Source organism: Arthrobacter sp. (genome assembly GCF_031988865.1).
Taxonomy (GTDB): Bacteria; Actinomycetota; Actinomycetes; order Actinomycetales; family Micrococcaceae; genus Arthrobacter_B.
The window spans coordinates 9134-26185 of the sequence record NZ_DALZXY010000045.1; the positions used below are offsets into that span (position 1 = coordinate 9134).

Here is a 17052-nt window from a genome sequence, read left to right on the forward strand (position 1 = left end):
CCCTGATGCGAGTAGCCGTCCTCGGAGCCACTGGAAATGTGGGGACTGCCGTCCTGCGCCGCCTGCAGGCGGCCCGTGCCGAGCGCCCGGACGGGCTGGAGATTATCGGCGTCGCCCGGCGGATCCCTGCCCAGGCCACCGGACCGTATGAGGGTGTCCAATGGCACAGCATCGACGTTGCGTCGAAGGGCGGCCGGGATGAGCTGGTTGAAGTGCTCGACGGCGTGGATGCGGTGGTCCACCTTGTGTGGGCCATCCAGCCCAACCGCGATGAGGCAGAACTGCACCGGATCAACGTGCACGGTACGGAGAACATGCTCTCCGCTGCGGCCGAGGCCGGGGTGCGCCAGGTCGTCTGCGCGTCCTCGGTGGGCGCCTACTCCCCCGCCTCCAAGGACACCCTGACGGACGAATCCTGGCCTGCCCGCGGGATCGCCACCTCGCACTACAGCCGGCACAAGGGCGAACAGGAAGAACTGCTCGATGAGTTCGAGCGCCGCTATCCGGAAATTGCCGTTGTCCGGCTGCGCCCGGGCCTGATTTTCCAGTCCGACGCCGGAAGTGAGATCGGCCGCTCTTTCCTGGGCCCGCTGGTGCCCCGGTTCATCCTGAACCGGCTGAGCCTGCCGCTGATTCCGCTGCCTGCGGAGTTCTCCTTCCAGGTGGTGCACGCCGACGATATGGCCGACGCTTACTGGCGCGTGATCGACCAGCGCGCCGAGGGGGCCTACAACATCGCCGCCGACCCGGTCATCACCCCCGAGGTGCTGGCCGGACTGCTGGGCGCGCGCCGCATCCTGAACATTCCTGTGGCCCTGGTCCGCGCCGTCGTTGGCCTCACCTGGGCGGCCGGGCTCCAGCGGACAGATCCGGGCTGGATCGACATGGCCGCCGGTGCTCCGCTGATGGATACCTCCCGGGCCCGGGAGCTGCTCGGCTGGCAACCGAAGCGGTCCTCGCTGCGGGCCTTCAAGGATGTATTGGACGGGCTTAGCGAACAGGCAGGCCTGCCCGCGTCTCCACTGCTGGGCCCCGGACGCTAGACTCACGAAACGAAACGGCAAAGCCAGCCCGGCCCCGCATCTGCGGGGCCGGGCCAGCTCATTTGGTCTTGGTTTGGTGTTGGTGCGGGCCGGCTGGCCTATAGGTCGTCGTCGTAGTCCTTGCCGGCGTGCTGCTGGCGCAGGGCACGTCCCTGCTCAACGTCCTTGGCTTCCTGCTCCGCGCGCTTGTCCAGCAGGGTGGTGTCCCGCGGCGGGAGCTGGATCGAGTGCTCGGCCTGGATGCCGGCCTGCAGTTCACGCCCGCGCTCGACTTCGGCGTCGAACTCCGCGCCGAACAGCAGGGAGATGTTGACCAGCCAGATCCACAGCAGCAGCACGATCACGCCGCCGATGGCCCCGTAGGTGGCGTTGTAGCTGCCGAAGTTGCCGACGTAGAACGCGAACCCAAGCGTGGCAATGGCCATAATGATCAGGGCCAGGAAGGCGCCCATGCTCATCCAGCGGAATTTGGGCTGTTTCACGTTGGGAGTGGCGTAGTACAGCAGGGCAATCAGGACTACGGCGAAGGCCACCATGACCGGCCACTTGGCGATGTTCCAGACGACAAGCGCCTCACCGCCCATTCCGATCCAGTTGCCGATGGTCTCAGCGATCGGGCCGCTGATGACCAGCATGATCAGCAGGCCCGCGACCAGCAGGATCATGATGAGGGTTACCAGCAGCTGGATGGGCCGCAGTTTCCAGATAGGCCGGCCTTCCTGGACTTCGTAGATCTTGTTCATGGACCGCCCAAAGGCGCCAACATAACCCGAAGCGGACCACAAAGCGCCCGCAATACCGACAACGAGCGCCCACCCAGCGGCGTTTGATGAGGTCAGCTGGTTGATCGGGCCGGCCAGCACGTTGACTGCGTCCTCGGGGGCGAAGGAGCCCACGAAGTCCAGCAGCGCCTTGGTGGTGCTTTCGGCCTGGCCCACGATCCCGAGGATGGAGACCAGGGCCAGCAGTGCCGGGAACAGTGCCAGCACCGTGTAGTAGGTCAGCGCCGCGGCCAGGTCGGTGCACTGGTCCTTGGAGAACTCGCGGATGGTCTTCCGGAAGATGTACATCCAGCTGGGCTTGGTGACTTCCGTCGGCGAGTCGGGTTTGGTCGCTGTCCCAAGCGAAGCGCCGTCCTGCTGGGCGGCGTTGTCCTGCTGAGCCATTGGCCCTCCTGGCTGGTCGAATCCGGGTACCCATCGTATTGCTAAGCAGGCTTATATCAAAGCAGGCCCGCCGGGTGTCACCAGCCTTTGCACTCACCAGCCCTTGTAATAGTCCTCCAGCGCAGCTTCCTCGTCCGGGCTAAGCGCGCCCTCGTGGTCCATGTCCGGTGAGTCTTCAATGGCCTGGCGGGAATAGTCCACATACAGATCGTCCCCGTCACGCCGGGAGCCGGCCAGCGGCACGAAGTACTGGCGCCCTTCAAAGAGGCCCAGCGCCACGGTGACCCAGGCAGGCTGCCCGGTGGCACGGTCCAGGTGGACGTTGCCCACCAGCCCAAGCCGTTCGCCGTCCTTGGCCCAGACAGTGCAGCCCTGCAATTCGTGGATCGCGTATTGGTCAACCATGGCGTCAGGTTTCCTATCCGTCGTCGTCCGCAGGCTTTAGCCGCAGGCTTCGTCCGCGGCCATCGCATAATGCGCCGCCGCGCCGTGGATATCATTCCAGCCCGTGCCACCCCGGGCTTGTCAACACCTAGCGGTCGACGCGCTCGTCGCGGTCCTCCCACGCATCCTGTCCGGGACCGGAGAAACTGCGGTTACGCTCCACGGCATCAATGCTTCCGGTGAAGAGCTGGGCAGCGCCGGCATCCTCCGGATCAACGCCGTGCCGCCGCACTTCCTCGAGATGCCGGGGCGGAGTTTCCGGCAGGGGTTCGCGCAGGTGCTCGAACCGCTGCCGGGGCAGCGCGTCCGGATGATGTTCCTGCAGGAAGGCGACCATCGATTCCCGGACCAGGCAGCGCAGGTCGAAGAGCGTGCCGCTGTCGGTAGCGGAAACCATGATCCGGAGCCGGATCAGTCCCTGGACGGCATCGGTGACCTGCAGTACTCCGGTGCGCCCGTCCCAGAGCTCGGTGTTGGCCAGGATGCGCTTCAGTTCCGCCCGCAGCTCCGGGACGGGGGTGTTCCAGTCCACATCCAGCTCGACGGTACCCAGGATTGCCGAGTCCTTTCGGGTCCAGTTCTCGAACGGAGTACTGGTGAAATAGGTGGAGGGCAGGATCATCCGGCGATCGTCCCAGAGCCGGACCACCACGTAGGTCATGGTGATTTCCTCGATGGTGCCCCACTGGCTTTCGACCACAACGACGTCGTCCGCGCGGATAGCGTCGGTGAAGGCCAGCTGCAGGCCGGCGAACACATTGATCAACGTACTCTGCACGGCCAGGCCGGCGACGATGGAGATCAGGCCGGCGGAGGCAAGCAGACCGGCGCCAAGCGCCCGGACTTCTTCGATGGTCAGCAATACACACGCCACGCTGATCGTGATGACCAAGGCTACCGCTACCCGGCGGCCCAGGATCAGCTGCGTCTTCAGCCGGCGTACGCGCCGGTCGTCCTTGGTTTCAACATCGAATTTCGCCAGCAGGACGGCTTCGATGATCAGGAGGGCAACGACGGCGAGCCAGCCGAGCGCCGCGATCAGGCCGACGACCAGGATGTAGTCCACTGCCCCGAACCAAGGCTCCGGCCGGGCGGTGGCGCCGAGGGCGATCCGGGCGCCGATCAAGGCGAGCACCAGGCGCAGCGGGTTGCGGCCCAGCGCCGTCACTTCCCGGATCCGGGGGACTTTCCGGAAGATGCGGGCGATGAGGCTTCGGATAATCCGGGAGGTGATGAGTGCTGCCGCGACGGCCGCCGCGACGGCGATCAGCGGCTTGAGCGGGTCGATGGCATCGAGGAATTCCTGCATATTGCCGATGATGGCAAACCGACCGGGGGGCCTGTCCAATTTGGTGATGGGCGTCCCTTGTGCAGGGGCACCCACAAAAGTGCCCCGCCGGACGGGAGCCGGCGGGGCAGTTTTGCTGGGTGCTGGAGTTACTTAACCTGTGCTGCAGCCTCGCCCAACAGCGGAACGAAGTTGTCCAGCGCGTAGGGGATGCTCAGGACGTTGGCTGCGGAGATGGACAGCGTCAGGGTGTTGTCAGAATCAGCCACCAGTCCGCCGTTCTTGACGGCCGGAATCTGGCTCAGCAGCGGATCGGCGGTGATGGCCTCCTTGGCGGCGTCGTCGGCCACCCAGCTGACGAATAGGTCAGATTCGAGCTCGTTGGCGCGTTCCGGGGACCAAGTCAGGTAGAACGCGTCAGTGGGCGCGTTCTCATCCACGATCGGGGCTTGGACCATGCCCAGTTCCTTCAGGAACTTGGGACGGTTGTCACCGGAGGTGTAGATCGAGATTTGGTCGGCACCGGCCGTGGTGTCGAGGTTGCCGTAGATGAAGCTGGTTCCGGCGAGCTCGGGGTACTCGGCGGCCTTGTCGGCAATCGCCTTTTCGGTGTCTTCAACGAGCTTGGCGGCTTCCTCGCTCTTGCCGAGGGCGTCGCCGATCATGGTGGCGGAGTCCTGCCAGGACGTGTAATAGGGAACGTCGGGGTAGGCAACGACGGGAGCGATGGCGCTGAGCTTCTTGTAGTCCTCTTCCGTGATGCCGGAGTACGCAGCGAGGATCACGTCGGGATTGGTGGCGGCGATTTCGTCGAAGGCAATACCGTCGGTTTCCGCGTACTGGACCGGCGCCTTGTCCGAGCCGATCGGTGCGCCGAGTTCCTCAAGCGCATCGTCGATCCAGGGAGTCGTGCCGTTTTCGTTGCCGCCCCATTCGTAGAGCGGCATACCTACGGGAACGACGCCTAGGGCAAGTGCTGTGTCGGTGTTGACCCAGGAGACGGTCGCGACGCGCTCCGGGGGCGCTTCAATGGTCGTCTCACCGAACGCGTGCTCGACGGTGACCGGGAACTGGTCGCTGGAAGCAGCGGTGCTCTCGGAACCAGAGTCCGACGACGAGCCGGTAGAGCAGGCGGACAGGGACAGCACGGCGACGGCAGCGACGGCAGCAAGACTGCGCATGCGGGACAGGGCCATTGGGGCTCCTAGGTTTTGCAATGTTGACTGAGATGCCGGATTTGTCCGGCAAGGTAAGGCTAACCTATGAAGACCGGAAATACGCAACGCAAGTATGCGCTAATAGGCCCCCGCCGGCGCGGGGCGGACCGGAATCGGGCTCAGGGCCGGGAACGTACCAGCCGGCGCAAGTCGGTGGCCGGATCAGCAAGCTGCTCCGCGGATACCGGCTTTTTCAACGCGATCAGGCGGCGGACAGCGCGCAGCGCCGGGCCGGCGTCGACCCCAGCCGCTCCGGCCAAGGTGCCGTCGGGAGCGATTCGAAAAACCATATAGCCAGGCCCCGGAGACCTGCGCTCCACCGTTTGCCCCTCAGCATCCATGCTGCCGACGGCTTCGGCGTGGACGCCATAGCGGTCGGTCCAGAACCAGGGCACGGCCTCTTCATCAGGTTCCTGGCCAAGAAGGCCGGCGGCTGCGGCCCGTCCGGAGCGCACGGCAGCGTCCCAGTGTTCGGAGCGGCGGCTATGGACGCCGCTAATGCTCCGGCGGGTGGAATCTCCCGCCGCGAAGACGCGGGGATGGCTGGTCCGTCCGGCCGCGTCAACCAGCACACCGCCGTCCACAGCGATTCCGGCTGCCTCCGCGAGGGCGGCGTCAGGCGCCATGCCGATCGCTGCCAGCACGGCATCGGCGTCGATCAGGGAACCGTCATCCAGGACAACGGAGTACCCCGTCGGCTCCGGCACCACATCGACAGGCAGGCCCGTGATGGTCCGGACGCCCGCATCTGCATGCATCCGGTGCAGGTAAGCCGCCAGTTCCTCCCCCACAGCCGGAACCAGCGGCACGGGAACGGGATCGATGAGTACGACGGCGGTTCCCAGAGCTGCCGCAGTGGACGCGACTTCAGCGCCAATCAGGCCGGCGCCGATAATGACAAGCTTCCGGCCCGGCCCCAGCTGCGCGCGCAGGGCATCGGCGTCGGCCTTGGTCCGGAGCGTATGGATCAGGCCTGCTCCGGGGAACCGGGGTGCGCGTGCCGTTCCGCCGGTGGCCAGAACCAGCGCATCAGCCTGGAGTTCGCTGCCGCCTGCAAGGGCAACTTTTCCTTCGTCCGGAGTGATCGAGACGGCGGTGTCCGCCACGAGCTGGACCGAGTTCTCCCTGAACCAGTCCGGGGCCGCGAGCGCGATGCCCGCCTCGTTCAGCGTTCCCGCAAGGTATGCCTTGCTCAGCGGCGGGCGGTCGTGCGGCAGTCCTGCAGGGTCCAGGAGCTGGATCGTCCCCGTGAAACCGCGCTGCCGCAGTTCAGCTGCCGCACTGAATCCGGCAGGTCCGGCTCCGATGACAACCACGGACTGGGGGCCTGCTGCGGCTTCAGCCAAGGTCATCGCTAGGAACCGGCGGGGGCAACGCCCGGGTAGAGGACGACGTCGCCGTCGATGACTTCGACGCGGTGGGCCACGGCGTTGACCGTGGCAGGCAGGCACAGGGCTACACCGGTTTTGAGGCAGAACCGGGCCGAGTGCACCGGGCATTCAACTTCCCCATCTTCCACCCAGCCTTCAGCCAGAGAGGCTTCTTCGTGCGTGCAGGTGTCGTTCAGGGCATAGAAGTTCCCGTCATCACTGTGGAAGACGGCAATGTCGTCTCCCGTTCCCGCGGTGGTCGCGTCAACGGTGACGGCCTCACCCTCATCGATCTCATCGGCTGCGGCTACGCGGATTCCTTCACTCATGGCTCCACGTTACCGCGCAGCAACGAGCAGGTCAGGTTCGAATCCGGGGCATTGCTTAGGCGCCCGCTGCGCTGGCGGTGCCGTACTGCCGGCTGCCTTCCAGTTCGGTGATCAACGAGATCAGTTCCCGGCGCAGCGCCGGGCGCAGTTCAGCGGTCAGATTCTGGCCCTCCAAGCGGATCGCGTCATTCAGGGCTGCACGTCCGTACTCCGAGATTCCCACCGCGCGCCGCGGAGTACTGCCGGCATCGTCGCCGACTTCATTGACCAGCCCCTGGGCCCGCATGCTGACCAGCGTGGTGCCGAGGGTCTGCGCCGTGACCCGCAGCCGCCGGGCGAGCTCTGCCCGCCGCATGGGTCCGGCGTCCCGCAGCACTTTCAGGGCCGTGACCCGTTCCTGGGTCAGCCCCATGGCGCGGAGCCTGTTGTCCATCTCCCGGCGCAGCATTCGAGCCGCTGTGGAGAGGAGCCGGATGGCCTCCCAATCTCCGTCATTCTGCATTCTCTGGGTCCCCCTGAGATAGCTGTGCCTGATGTTCCTAAATCCTCAGTGTACTTACTATCCAAACCGCAGACAGGGGGTGGCTGTCAAGTATCCCGTGTCGTTACGGGTCGCAGACCGCAAAATTGGTTTTCCAGGGGCCGGGCGGGGCAAATCCGAGCGGCAGTTCCGGGCATATCGCTTCCCTGCCCGGGCAGGGAAGTCCGTGACCGGACAGAGCCCACCCTCCGGCCAGACGCGGCAAATGGAGGGGATCGTCCGGCCAGGCTGAGTGTTCTTCCGTTACCCCTTTACCGGCCAGTAGGAACGCGTAGCATGGTCGGCACAGCGCGCCGAGGCTGCGGGGGGAGCAGTCCCGACCTACCAGGCCATAGGGGAAAACACATGAGTTCCACTAATCTGCAGGATGCCCAATACACCGGCGAGGACGATTCGGTCCGCAGGCTCCGGGAGCGGAAAGTCAGCGAGAAAGACGCCCGCGACGTCGCGGAAGCCTCGCGCATCACCGATGAACGGCGGCCCAGTTTCGCCAAAGGGATCTATCTGGGCGACTTCGACCTTTCCCTGATCCGCCCGCATCCCACTCCTGCGCAGGCGGAGATCGAGCGCTCCGAACAGTTCCTGGCGGACCTGACCGATTACTGCTCCACCCTGGACGGCCAGCTCATCGAACGCACCGGTGTCATCCCCGATGAATACCTCAAGGGCCTGGCGGAGCTGGGTGTGTTCGGGATCAAGATCCCCCGGAAATACGGCGGCCTGGGGCTCTCGCTGCTTTACTACGGCCGGGCCCTGATGCTCCTGGGCACCGTGCATCCCAGCCTCGGCGCCCTGGTCTCGGCAGACCTTTCAATCGGGGTGCCGGAACCGGTGAAGGTATTCGGCACCGAGGAACAGCGCCAGGAGTACCTGCCGCGCTGCGCCGCGGGTGCCATCACCGCGTTTCTACTGACCGAGCCCGACGTCGGCTCCGATCCGGCGCGCATGCGCACCACCGCGGTGCCGTCCGAGGACGGCAGCGAGTACGTGCTCGACGGCGTGAAGCTCTGGACCACCAACGGCGTGATCGCCGAACTCGTCGTCGTGATGGCAGCGGTTCCCGCGCACGACGGACAGAAGGGCGGGATCAGCGCGTTCATCGTGGAAATGGATACCCCCGGCATCACCGTGGAGAACCGCAACAACTTTATGGGCCTGCGCGGCATCGAGAACGGCGTGACCCGGCTCCGCGGAGTGCGGGTTCCCGCCCGGAACATGGTGGGGCGCGTTGGCCAGGGCCTGAAGATTGCCCTGACCACGCTGAACACCGGGCGCCTATCCATTCCGGCGATGTGCGCCGCGGGTGGGAAATGGTCGCTGAAGATGGCCCGCGGCTGGTCCGGTGCCCGCGAGCAGTGGGGCCGCCCGATCGGACGGCACGAAGCGGTGGGCAAGAAACTGGCATTTATTGCCGCGACAACTTTCGCGTTGGAATCCGTTTTTGAACTCTCAGCGGAAATGGCCGACGCCGGCACCAAGGACATCCGGATCGAGGCAGCGCTGGCCAAGCTCTGGGCCAGCGAAATGGCGTACAACATTGCCGACGAGCTGGTGCAGGTACGCGGCGGACGCGGCTTCGAAACCGCTGCTTCGCTGGCGGCGCGCGGGGAACGAGCGGTTGCCGCCGAGCAGCAGCTGCGGGACCTGCGGATCAACCGGGTCTTCGAGGGCTCCACGGAAATCATGCACCTCTTGATCGCCCGCGAGGCCGTGGACGCTCACCTGAAGGCGGCCGGAGACCTCGCTGTCGCGGACGCACCCTTGGGCAACAAGGTAAAGGCCGGCGCGAAGGCCAGCGGGTTCTACGGCAGGTGGCTGCCCACTCTCGCCGTCGGGCGGGGGAACGTGCCGTCGTCGTACGCCGAGTTCGGACCGCTGGCCCGGCACCTGCGCTATGCGGAGCGTGCCTCCCGGAAACTGGCACGTTCCACCTTCTACGGCATGGCCCGCTGGCAGGCTGGGCTGGAGCACCACCAGGTGTTCCTCGGCCGGATCGTGGACATCGGCGCGGAACTGTTCGCCATGTCCGCGGTCTGCATGAAGGCCGAAACGATCCGGGTCCGGGACGCCAAGGAAGGCGCCTCGGCCTACGAACTCGCGGACACCTTCTGCGCACAGTCCCGGGTCCGGGTGGACGCACTGTTTACCGAGCTGTGGAACAACTCCGATCCACAGGACCGCAAGCTCTCCAAGAAGGTACTCGACGGCCGCTACACCTGGCTCGAGGCCGGCATCCTGGACCAGTCCGAGGGCACCGGCCCGTGGATCTCCACCTCGGCCACGGACGGCGAGCCGAAGGAGAACCTGCACCGCAAGTACCGGTAGTCCGGGGCGGCGGGCTGCGGGCGCGGACAGCTAACGCGGTTTCCCAGCCGTCGTTACCCCTGGGCCTGGTGGGACAACATCAGTCACCCCAGCAACGACGGTTGGGAAACTGCGCGGGCGACACCAAGAGACCCGGAGACCCCGGGCCGGTGGGAGCGGGGCTCCGGGCACCGCCGGTGAGGTTGTTTACCTGTTACTGGCGCGCGGAGCTCCCATACCCGGATCGATCTGGAACGGCCCCGAGGCGGAGGGCCGGATGTCGAAGTCGAAGATCGACGTCGGGATGTAGACCGTGGAGCAGGAGTTCGGGATGTCCACCACTCCGGAGAGCCGGCCCTCGATCGGCGCGGCGCCGAGCAGCAGGTAGGCCTGCTCCGGGGAGTAGCCGAACTTGGTCAGGTAATCGATGGCGTGCAGGCAGGCCCGCTGGTAGGACAGGTGCGAATCGAGGTAGCGCTGCTCGCCGTCGAGCGTTACCGACGTGCCGGAGAACGCGATCCACTCACTGAACTGCGGGTCCACGTTTCCGGGCATAAAGATGGCGTTCTCAGAAACACCGTAGGTGTCCATTCCGCCCTTGATGATGTCCACCCGCAGGTCGATGAACCCGCCCATCTCAATGGCGCCGCAGAAGGTGATTTCGCCGTCGCCCTGGGAGAAGTGCAGGTCCCCGACCGACAAGTTCGCGCCGTCCACAAAGACCGGGTAAAAGATCCGGGATCCCTTGGACAGGTTCTTGATGTCCTGGTTGCCACCGTTTTCCCGCGGCGGGGCTGTGCGTGCCGCTTCGCTGCCGACCCGGCCCCACTCATCCCTGGGCACCCCGCCCAGGACGGCATGCTCGGCTTCCGGCGGCAGTGCCAGCGGCGGCACGCGGTGCGGATCCGTGGCAATCAGATCTCCCTCGCGCTTGTTCCATGTGGCGAGCAGTGCGGCCGACGGCGCGGTGCCCATGAGTCCCGGATGGATCAGTCCGTTGAAGGAGACGCCGGGGACGTGCCGGGACGTCGCCGTCTGGCCATTGAAATCCCAGATGGCCTTGTAGGCGTCGGGGAACTGCTCGGTGAGGAACCCGCCGCCGTTCTCCCTCGCGAAGATCCCGGTGTAGCCCCAACCCTGTCCGGCCAGCGGTCCGGAGTCCTCCTGCGGGATGGGCCCGACATCGAGGATGTCCACCACCAGCAGGTCGCCCGGTTTGGCACCTTCCACGCCGAACGGCCCGCTGAGCTTGTGGACGGTCAGGAGCGGGGCATTCAGAATGTCTTCCGCCGAATCATCGTTGATAATCGCGCCGTCGAACCATTCACGGCAGTCCACCCGGAAGGACTCCCCCGGTTTCACGACCGCCACGGGCGGAATCTCTGGGTGCCACCGGTTGTGGCCCAGCTTTTCCTGGTCTTCGAACTTTTTGGAGGAATCGAGAGGAAATACGACTTGTGGCATTACTTCTCCTTTGAAATTGTGGCGCTTAGTCGGGTCTGGGGAGTTTTTGGTGCAGCGGATTCGTCGTGATTCCACCGCCCCGGGATGCACGGGCCGCTCCCCCCACGGAGGAGACGACTGCCGGCTCCGATGCGGAGCGGGCCGCGCCTTCGATCAGCTTGTAGGCACTCGAGGAAGAGCGGGAAAGGTGCGGCGCGGTGAATCTGCGCGCCGCCGGCCTGCCACATCCGGGGCAGGACACTGAGTCCCGGACCTGGCCCATAGCGGCCAGGATTTCGAAGTCCCGGCAGTCCGGACAGCGGTAGACGTACAGCGGCATGGTCTTCCTTTGCTAGGTGAGGGCGGCAGCAGATCCCGGCTCCGGGCTGGCAGTGTCCACGACCCGCCTGCGGCCAAGGTAGAACGACACCGCTAGGATGGCGGCTCCGGCCACTGCCATCGCCGTAGCCGTTGAGGCGTTGGAGACATAGTTGCCGGTCAGGAGGAAGAAAGCGGGCAGGGTGGCGGTGAGTTGTCCGCCCAGCGCCGCAAACCATCCCGTGGTGCGTGTCAGTGTCTCCCTGCCCAGGGCGAGCACCAGGAAGAACAGCAGCCATAGGACCGCCCACAGGTACCAGATCACCCCGAATACCGGATCGGCAGTCATGGTGAACTGCAGGGTTCCGATCACGACGGCACTGACGGCCACGAAGAGGGAGAACCAGCCCAGCCCTTCCGGCCCCACACCGGTGACTTGGACCAGCCCAACGTAAAGGTAGGTGAAGCCGAAGAGGTAAAGCCCTGCGGCGGCGAAGGTGACGGCCGGGTCGCCGGCCGCCTGGATAAGGATCACGGTGGGGAAAATGACTTGCATTCCACCCACGAAGAAGTTCAACATGGCTGCCGATTTTCCCGGGACAATCCCCAGGAGCATGAGGCCGTTAATCAGCAGGACAGCACCAACATATAGCAAACCAACACTGGCCATATTTGCTCCGTTGCAAATAGAAGTCCATCGGTGGGATTTGCGGCCACAGTGTTCCGGTAGGAAATTGTGGGGGGCAATACCTAGGTTGTGGGTCAGCATATGGAGCTTTGAAGAACCCGTCAATCAGGTATTGGCTGCTTCGCCAAAGAAAACAAGCGTGGGAAATCCGGTCTTGACCTGCACGCGCGACCTCACACAGACTCGGTCCGTCCGGATGCACCGGATTCGCTCCCGGAAATCCCGCCACCGAAGGAACGCATGTGAGCACCAATCCCGGTCAGACCTCCGGCCAGCCGCGGCGGTTGGAAGGCAAAACGGCGCTGGTCACCGGTGCCAGCCGCGGAATCGGCCTGGCCGTGGCCCACAGGTTCGTCGACGAGGGCGCCAAGGTGCTCATCACTGCCCGCGACCAGGACCGGTTGGAGGAAGCTGCCGCGGATTTCCCGGCTGGAACAGTCCTGACCACTGCCGGAAATTCCACGGACCCCCTCCATCAACGCGAAGCGCTGGACAAGGTGGCCGCGGAGTTCGGCACGCTGGATGTGCTGGTCAACAACGCCGGCACCAACCCGGTTTACGGATCCCTGCTGGACCTGGATCTGGACGCCGCGCGCAAGATCACTGAGGTCAACGTCCTGGCTGCGCTGGCCTGGGTACAGGCGGCCTGCCGGCATCCGGAGGCCGGCTTCACCGACGGCGGGACGTCGGTGATCAACATGTCCTCCGTCAGTGCGCAGGCCCCCGCGAAGGGCATCGCCTTCTACGGCATCAGCAAGGCAGCCCTGGAACAGCTCACCCGCTCACTCGCCGTCGAACTGGCACCGGCCGTCCGGGTCAACGCACTGGCACCCGCAGTGGTGAAGACGCGGTTCTCCCGGGCCCTGTTCGAGGGCCGGGAGGAGAAGGCGGCCGCGGCCTATCCCCTGGGACGGCTGGGAAGTCCCGGCGACGTGGCGGCGGCCGCGGCGTTCCTGGCCTCCGACGACGCCGCCTGGGTCACCGGGCAGGTCCTTACTCTCGACGGCGGCCTGCTGCTGGCCGGCGGCTTTGCCTGAAGCTAGGGAACCACAACGGCCCGGCCGACGAGCTGGTTGTTCTTCAACTTTGTGTAAGCTTCCGGTGCCTTCTCCAGCGAGAAGACTTCGGTGTGCACGTTGACGGCTCCGTCCCGGGCGAGGTCCAGCACCTCGAACAGCTCGGTCCGCGAGCCCCAGTAGGGTGCACGGATCGTGGTTTCCCAGGACGCGGTTGCCGCGAGTCCCACAGGGAGGGTTCCGGAGCCCACACCCACCAGCACCTGGTCGCCCTGGGACCGGACAAGGGCCTGGCCCAGGTCGAGGGTGGGCTGGACGGTCACGAAGTCGAAGACGGCATCCACGCCCAGGCCGTTGGTCAGGTCCTTGATCATGTCCACTGCTCCGGGCTCGGAGGGGAAGGAATACTGTGCTCCCACGGAGGCCGCCAAATCCAGTTTGGCGGGGTCGACGTCGAGCCCAACCACGGTGGCGGGAGTCAGCGCACGCAGGATCTGGATGGCCACATGGCCCAGGCCTCCGACACCGATCACGACGGCGGTCGAGCCGGAATGCAGTTTCTCCAGGGATCCCTTGATCGCGTGGTACGGGGTGAGGCCGGCATCGGTCAGGGAAACATTCTTCACCGGATCCAGGTCGCCCAGCGGCACGAGATGGCGGGCGCTGTCCACAATGAGGTACTCAGCCATGGCTCCGGGAGCGCCGAGCCCGGGCGGGGCAATGCCGTACTTGCCGGCGTTCCTGCAGTAGTTTTCCCGTCCGGACGAACACTCATAGCAAAGGCCGCAGCCCCACGGCCCGTACACGGCCATGGACTCTCCCACTTCGACGTGCTGGACGCCGGCACCGATCTTATCCACCACCCCGGCGGCCTCATGGCCAAGGGTCAGCGGCAGCCCGTAAACGTACTGGTCCTCGGGCAGGGACATGATGTATTCGTCCGAATGGCATACGCCGGAAGCGGTGACCTTCAGCCGAATCTGCCCCGGCCCCGGTTCGGGCGTTTCGATCTCCACGATTTCCGGTGCTGCGCCGAAGCTGCGGTATTGAAGGGCCTTCATGGCATTCTCCTAACTCCGCACCGGCAGATCCCGCCCGCACGGATGGATGGATTTGCCCCTTAAGCGTTGCACCGACCACCGGTTTGTACAGCCCTGTTGGCCCGTCCTCCCGTTGAAAGCGGCGGGACGGAGGGGGATGTTTAGGCCAGACGGTTCAGCTGAAGAGGGCTGCGGCCTTGGTCAGCGTCTGGAAAACGCCGTAGGCCAGCGGGATCCCCACCAGCAGCCAACTCACGATTACTCTCGCGTTGCTCATCGGTTTCCTCCATCAAGATTGGGATTGCCGCGGGCAGCGCTGCCGGCGGCAGCGTTCTGCTCTTCAAGGGCGGATGGCTTGGCAGGTTCGTGGAACTTGTCGGCCACGGGCTGCACCAGCAGGTTGGCGATGAACCCGATAATCAGCAGTCCCACCATGGTCAGCAGCGCAGGCTGATAGGCCGCCGCGGTCAGCTCTCCGGGGGTGCCCTGCGCATCTAGGAACGAGTTCACGATCAGCGGCCCGGCGATGCCCGCCGCAGACCAGGCGGTGAGCAGCCGGCCGTGGATGGCACCGACCTGGAAGGTTCCGAAGAGGTCCCGCAGGTAGGCCGGCACAGTGGCGAATCCGCCGCCGTAGAAGGAGAGGATCACAAAGGCCAGCAGCACGTAGAGGATGGTCGAGGAGGATCCGAACATCGCCAGCAGGACATAGCATCCAGCCCCGGCACCCAGGTAAACCATGTAGATCCGCTTCCGGCCGATCACATCGGAGGTGGCGGACCACGCAAACCGCCCACCCATGTTGCCGATCGACAGCAGTCCCACGAAACCGCCCGCGACGGCGGCCGTCACCAGCGAGGTGCCGTCGGGCTGGCGGAAGAAGTCCTGGATCATGGGGGCAGCCTGTTCCAAGATGCCGATGCCGGCGGTGACGTTGCAGAACAGCACGATCCAGACCAGCCAGAACTGGCGGCTCTTGATGGCGTTCGACGCCGAGACGTTGGCGGTCGTGACGAGCGGTTTTTTGGCCACGCTCGCGGGGTCGAAGCCGGCTGGCTTCCAGTCGTCGGCGGGCACCCGGATGGTCCATGCCCCGTAGAGCATATACAGCAGGTAGACGATGCCGAAGGTGATGAAGAGTTTACCTACGGCGTCACCGCTCGCTACCCAGCCGTCCGTCCCGGAGTTCGGATCATAGAGTGCGAGCAGGGCGGAGGAGACGGGACTGGCGATCAGTGCACCGCCGCCGAATCCCATGATCGCCATGCCGGTGGCCAGGCCCGGCCGGTCCGGGAACCACTTGATCAGCGTGGAGACCGGCGAGATATACCCGATGCCCAGCCCGATGCCGCCCAGGAACCCGTACCCGAGGTACACCAGCCAGAGCTGGCCGGTGAAGATGCCCACGGCCCCGACCATAAAACCGCCGGACCAGAACACGGCAGAGACGAACATTGCCTTGCGGGGGCCGTTGCGGTCCACCCAGGTGCCCATCACGGCCGCGGAGAGCCCGAGCATCACGATCGCCACCGAGAAGATAACGCCGATTTGGGTGAGGCTGGCATCGAAGTATTCGACCAGCGCGGTTTTGTAGACACTGGTGGCGTAGGCCTGGCCGATGCAGAGATGGACGGCCAGGGCCGCCGGGGGAATCAGCCACCGATTGAATCCCGGTGGTGCGATCGTGCGGTCACGGTCCAGCCAGCTCATCCGAACTCCCCTGTTTTGCGAGCGGTTTTTGAGGTGCCGACGCCGCCAGGGCGGCGCCGGCATGCGCCCCAGCCTGCTTCATTTCAGTGCGCGTTGCCGCCCGACACGCCGCCGGACCCGAGTGCACATCGCTAACCGCCACGCAACCTACCCGCCGGTAACAAATTTTCGAAAAACCCTTGCTTTGTTACCGATCAGTAAGTTAGATGTAATCGACATCACATTTCTACCGGTCGGTAACCCCTGTGTATGACTCCATATGACAGCAGGGAAGACCCGGCCGGTGCACCACTTATGCGGGTCTCACAGGCGGCCTTCCCGCAGTCCGTGCGGTTCACGACGGCCGCTGTTTGAATCAGAAAAGGGATATTCAATGACGAGTTCCACGTCCGGCCGGTCCACTACCCGGCTGCACACCATGCTCACCGGCCTCCTGGCCCTGTTCCTGGTCCTCCTACTGGCCTTCTTTGTGCTCTTCACAAACCAGGTGGCCAGCGGCGCAACGCAGCTTTCCGACGGCGCGAAGCGCGCTTCCACCGGTGCGGGCGACCTGAACGACGGTGCTGAGAAGGCCAAAGAAGGTGCGGACAAGGTTGCCGCCGGCAGCGTGAAGGTCGACGACGGCACACAGACTCTCGCCGAGGGCATCGGCACGGCCAAGACCGGTGCCAACTCCCTGAATGAGGGCGCAGTGACGCTGAACGACGGCGCTGCCGCTGCCTCGGAAGGTGCCGGCAAGCTCGCCGCCGGAGCCACGAACGCCTACACGGGCGCATCCACGCTGGCCAACGGCGCCTTTAGCGCTTCCGAGGGAGCCAACAAGCTCGCCACCGGCGCGACGGCCGCCCGTGAGGGGTCGGGCACGCTGTCCGCAGGCGCTTCTGAACTGCACACGAAGATGGAGCCGCTCGTCGGCGGGTCGAAGGAACTGGCGGCCGGGGCCGATGCCGCTGTTGCCGGCATCGGACAGCTCGCTCCGGGTTCGGAGGCACTTAGCCAGGGAATCAACGACGTATACGCCGCCATCAACCTCCAGCCGGACGCCGAGGGCCTTACTCCCCACCAGAAGATCGCGGCTGACCTGAAGCCGTATTCCACCACGGGAACGTCCACTGGTGCTCAGGAGTTGCGCGGT

General features: G+C 65.3%; 15 protein-coding genes and 1 pseudogene. 4 read left to right on the plus strand and 12 right to left on the minus strand.

All coding sequences use genetic code 11. From position 1 onward, the window contains the following. On the plus strand, positions 1-1043 hold a 1043-nt coding region (locus tag RTN46_RS09715), incomplete at its 5' end, for an NAD-dependent epimerase/dehydratase family protein (RefSeq protein ID WP_312180908.1). Between the two features lie 98 nt (positions 1044-1141). Here RTN46_RS09715 and RTN46_RS09720 read toward each other — a convergent pair. The 7 genes from RTN46_RS09720 to RTN46_RS09750 form a co-directional block, all read right to left on the minus strand. After that, positions 1142-2209, minus strand: a complete 1068-nt coding sequence (locus RTN46_RS09720; RefSeq protein WP_312180910.1) for a YihY/virulence factor BrkB family protein — start codon at positions 2207-2209, stop codon at positions 1142-1144. 93 nt (positions 2210-2302) lie between these two features. Continuing rightward, complete coding sequence (locus RTN46_RS09725) at positions 2303-2614, minus strand: PRC-barrel domain-containing protein (RefSeq protein ID WP_312180912.1); 312 nt, start codon at positions 2612-2614, stop codon at positions 2303-2305. A 127-nt stretch (positions 2615-2741) separates the two neighbouring features. Next, complete coding sequence (locus RTN46_RS09730; RefSeq protein WP_312180915.1) at positions 2742-3962, minus strand: mechanosensitive ion channel domain-containing protein; 1221 nt, start codon at positions 3960-3962, stop codon at positions 2742-2744. Positions 3963-4090: 128 nt separating this feature from the next. Then, entirely contained in the window at positions 4091-5137 is a 1047-nt protein-coding gene (locus tag RTN46_RS09735) for an iron-siderophore ABC transporter substrate-binding protein (RefSeq protein WP_312180917.1), read from the minus strand. A 140-nt stretch (positions 5138-5277) separates the two neighbouring features. Further along, complete coding sequence (locus RTN46_RS09740) at positions 5278-6510, minus strand: FAD-dependent oxidoreductase (RefSeq protein WP_312180918.1); 1233 nt, start codon at positions 6508-6510, stop codon at positions 5278-5280. A 2-nt stretch (positions 6511-6512) separates the two neighbouring features. Beyond that, a complete protein-coding gene (locus RTN46_RS09745; protein WP_312180920.1) occupies positions 6513-6857 on the minus strand; it encodes a bifunctional 3-phenylpropionate/cinnamic acid dioxygenase ferredoxin subunit in 345 nt (114 codons plus the stop codon). Between the two features lie 55 nt (positions 6858-6912). Continuing rightward, the gene (locus RTN46_RS09750; protein WP_312180922.1) at positions 6913-7359 is read right to left on the minus strand and encodes a MarR family transcriptional regulator; all 447 of its coding nucleotides are present in this window, start codon (positions 7357-7359) and stop codon (positions 6913-6915) included. A 384-nt stretch (positions 7360-7743) separates the two neighbouring features. On the opposite strand from RTN46_RS09750, the gene RTN46_RS09755 reads away from it, so the two are divergent. Next, a complete protein-coding gene (locus tag RTN46_RS09755; RefSeq protein WP_312180924.1) occupies positions 7744-9723 on the plus strand; it encodes an acyl-CoA dehydrogenase family protein in 1980 nt (659 codons plus the stop codon). A gap of 186 nt (positions 9724-9909) precedes the next feature. Here the strand turns inward: RTN46_RS09755 and fmdA are convergent, their stop codons facing one another. The 3 genes from fmdA to RTN46_RS09770 are packed head-to-tail and all read right to left on the minus strand — an operon-like array spanning position 9910 to position 12133. Further along, positions 9910-11166, minus strand: a complete 1257-nt coding sequence (fmdA, locus tag RTN46_RS09760; RefSeq protein ID WP_312180926.1) for a formamidase — start codon at positions 11164-11166, stop codon at positions 9910-9912. Positions 11167-11191: 25 nt separating this feature from the next. Beyond that, entirely contained in the window at positions 11192-11485 is a 294-nt protein-coding gene (locus tag RTN46_RS09765; protein ID WP_312180927.1) for a zinc ribbon domain-containing protein, read from the minus strand. Positions 11486-11497: 12 nt separating this feature from the next. Beyond that, entirely contained in the window at positions 11498-12133 is a 636-nt protein-coding gene (locus RTN46_RS09770) for an AmiS/UreI family transporter (protein ID WP_312180928.1), read from the minus strand. Between the two features lie 260 nt (positions 12134-12393). On the opposite strand from RTN46_RS09770, the gene RTN46_RS09775 reads away from it, so the two are divergent. Beyond that, positions 12394-13188, plus strand: coding sequence for an SDR family oxidoreductase (locus RTN46_RS09775; protein ID WP_312180930.1), 795 nt, complete (start codon positions 12394-12396; stop codon positions 13186-13188). A 2-nt stretch (positions 13189-13190) separates the two neighbouring features. On the opposite strand, the gene RTN46_RS09780 is transcribed toward RTN46_RS09775, so the two are convergent. Together RTN46_RS09780 and RTN46_RS09785 are read right to left on the minus strand one after the other, a co-directional pair. After that, a complete protein-coding gene (locus RTN46_RS09780; protein WP_312180932.1) occupies positions 13191-14228 on the minus strand; it encodes an NAD(P)-dependent alcohol dehydrogenase in 1038 nt (345 codons plus the stop codon). A gap of 252 nt (positions 14229-14480) precedes the next feature. Beyond that, complete coding sequence (locus RTN46_RS09785; RefSeq protein ID WP_312180934.1) at positions 14481-15917, minus strand: OFA family MFS transporter; 1437 nt, start codon at positions 15915-15917, stop codon at positions 14481-14483. Positions 15918-16290: 373 nt separating this feature from the next. Here RTN46_RS09785 and RTN46_RS09790 point away from each other — a divergent pair. Then, a pseudogene (locus RTN46_RS09790) lies at positions 16291-17052 on the plus strand (hypothetical protein); the annotation flags it as partial.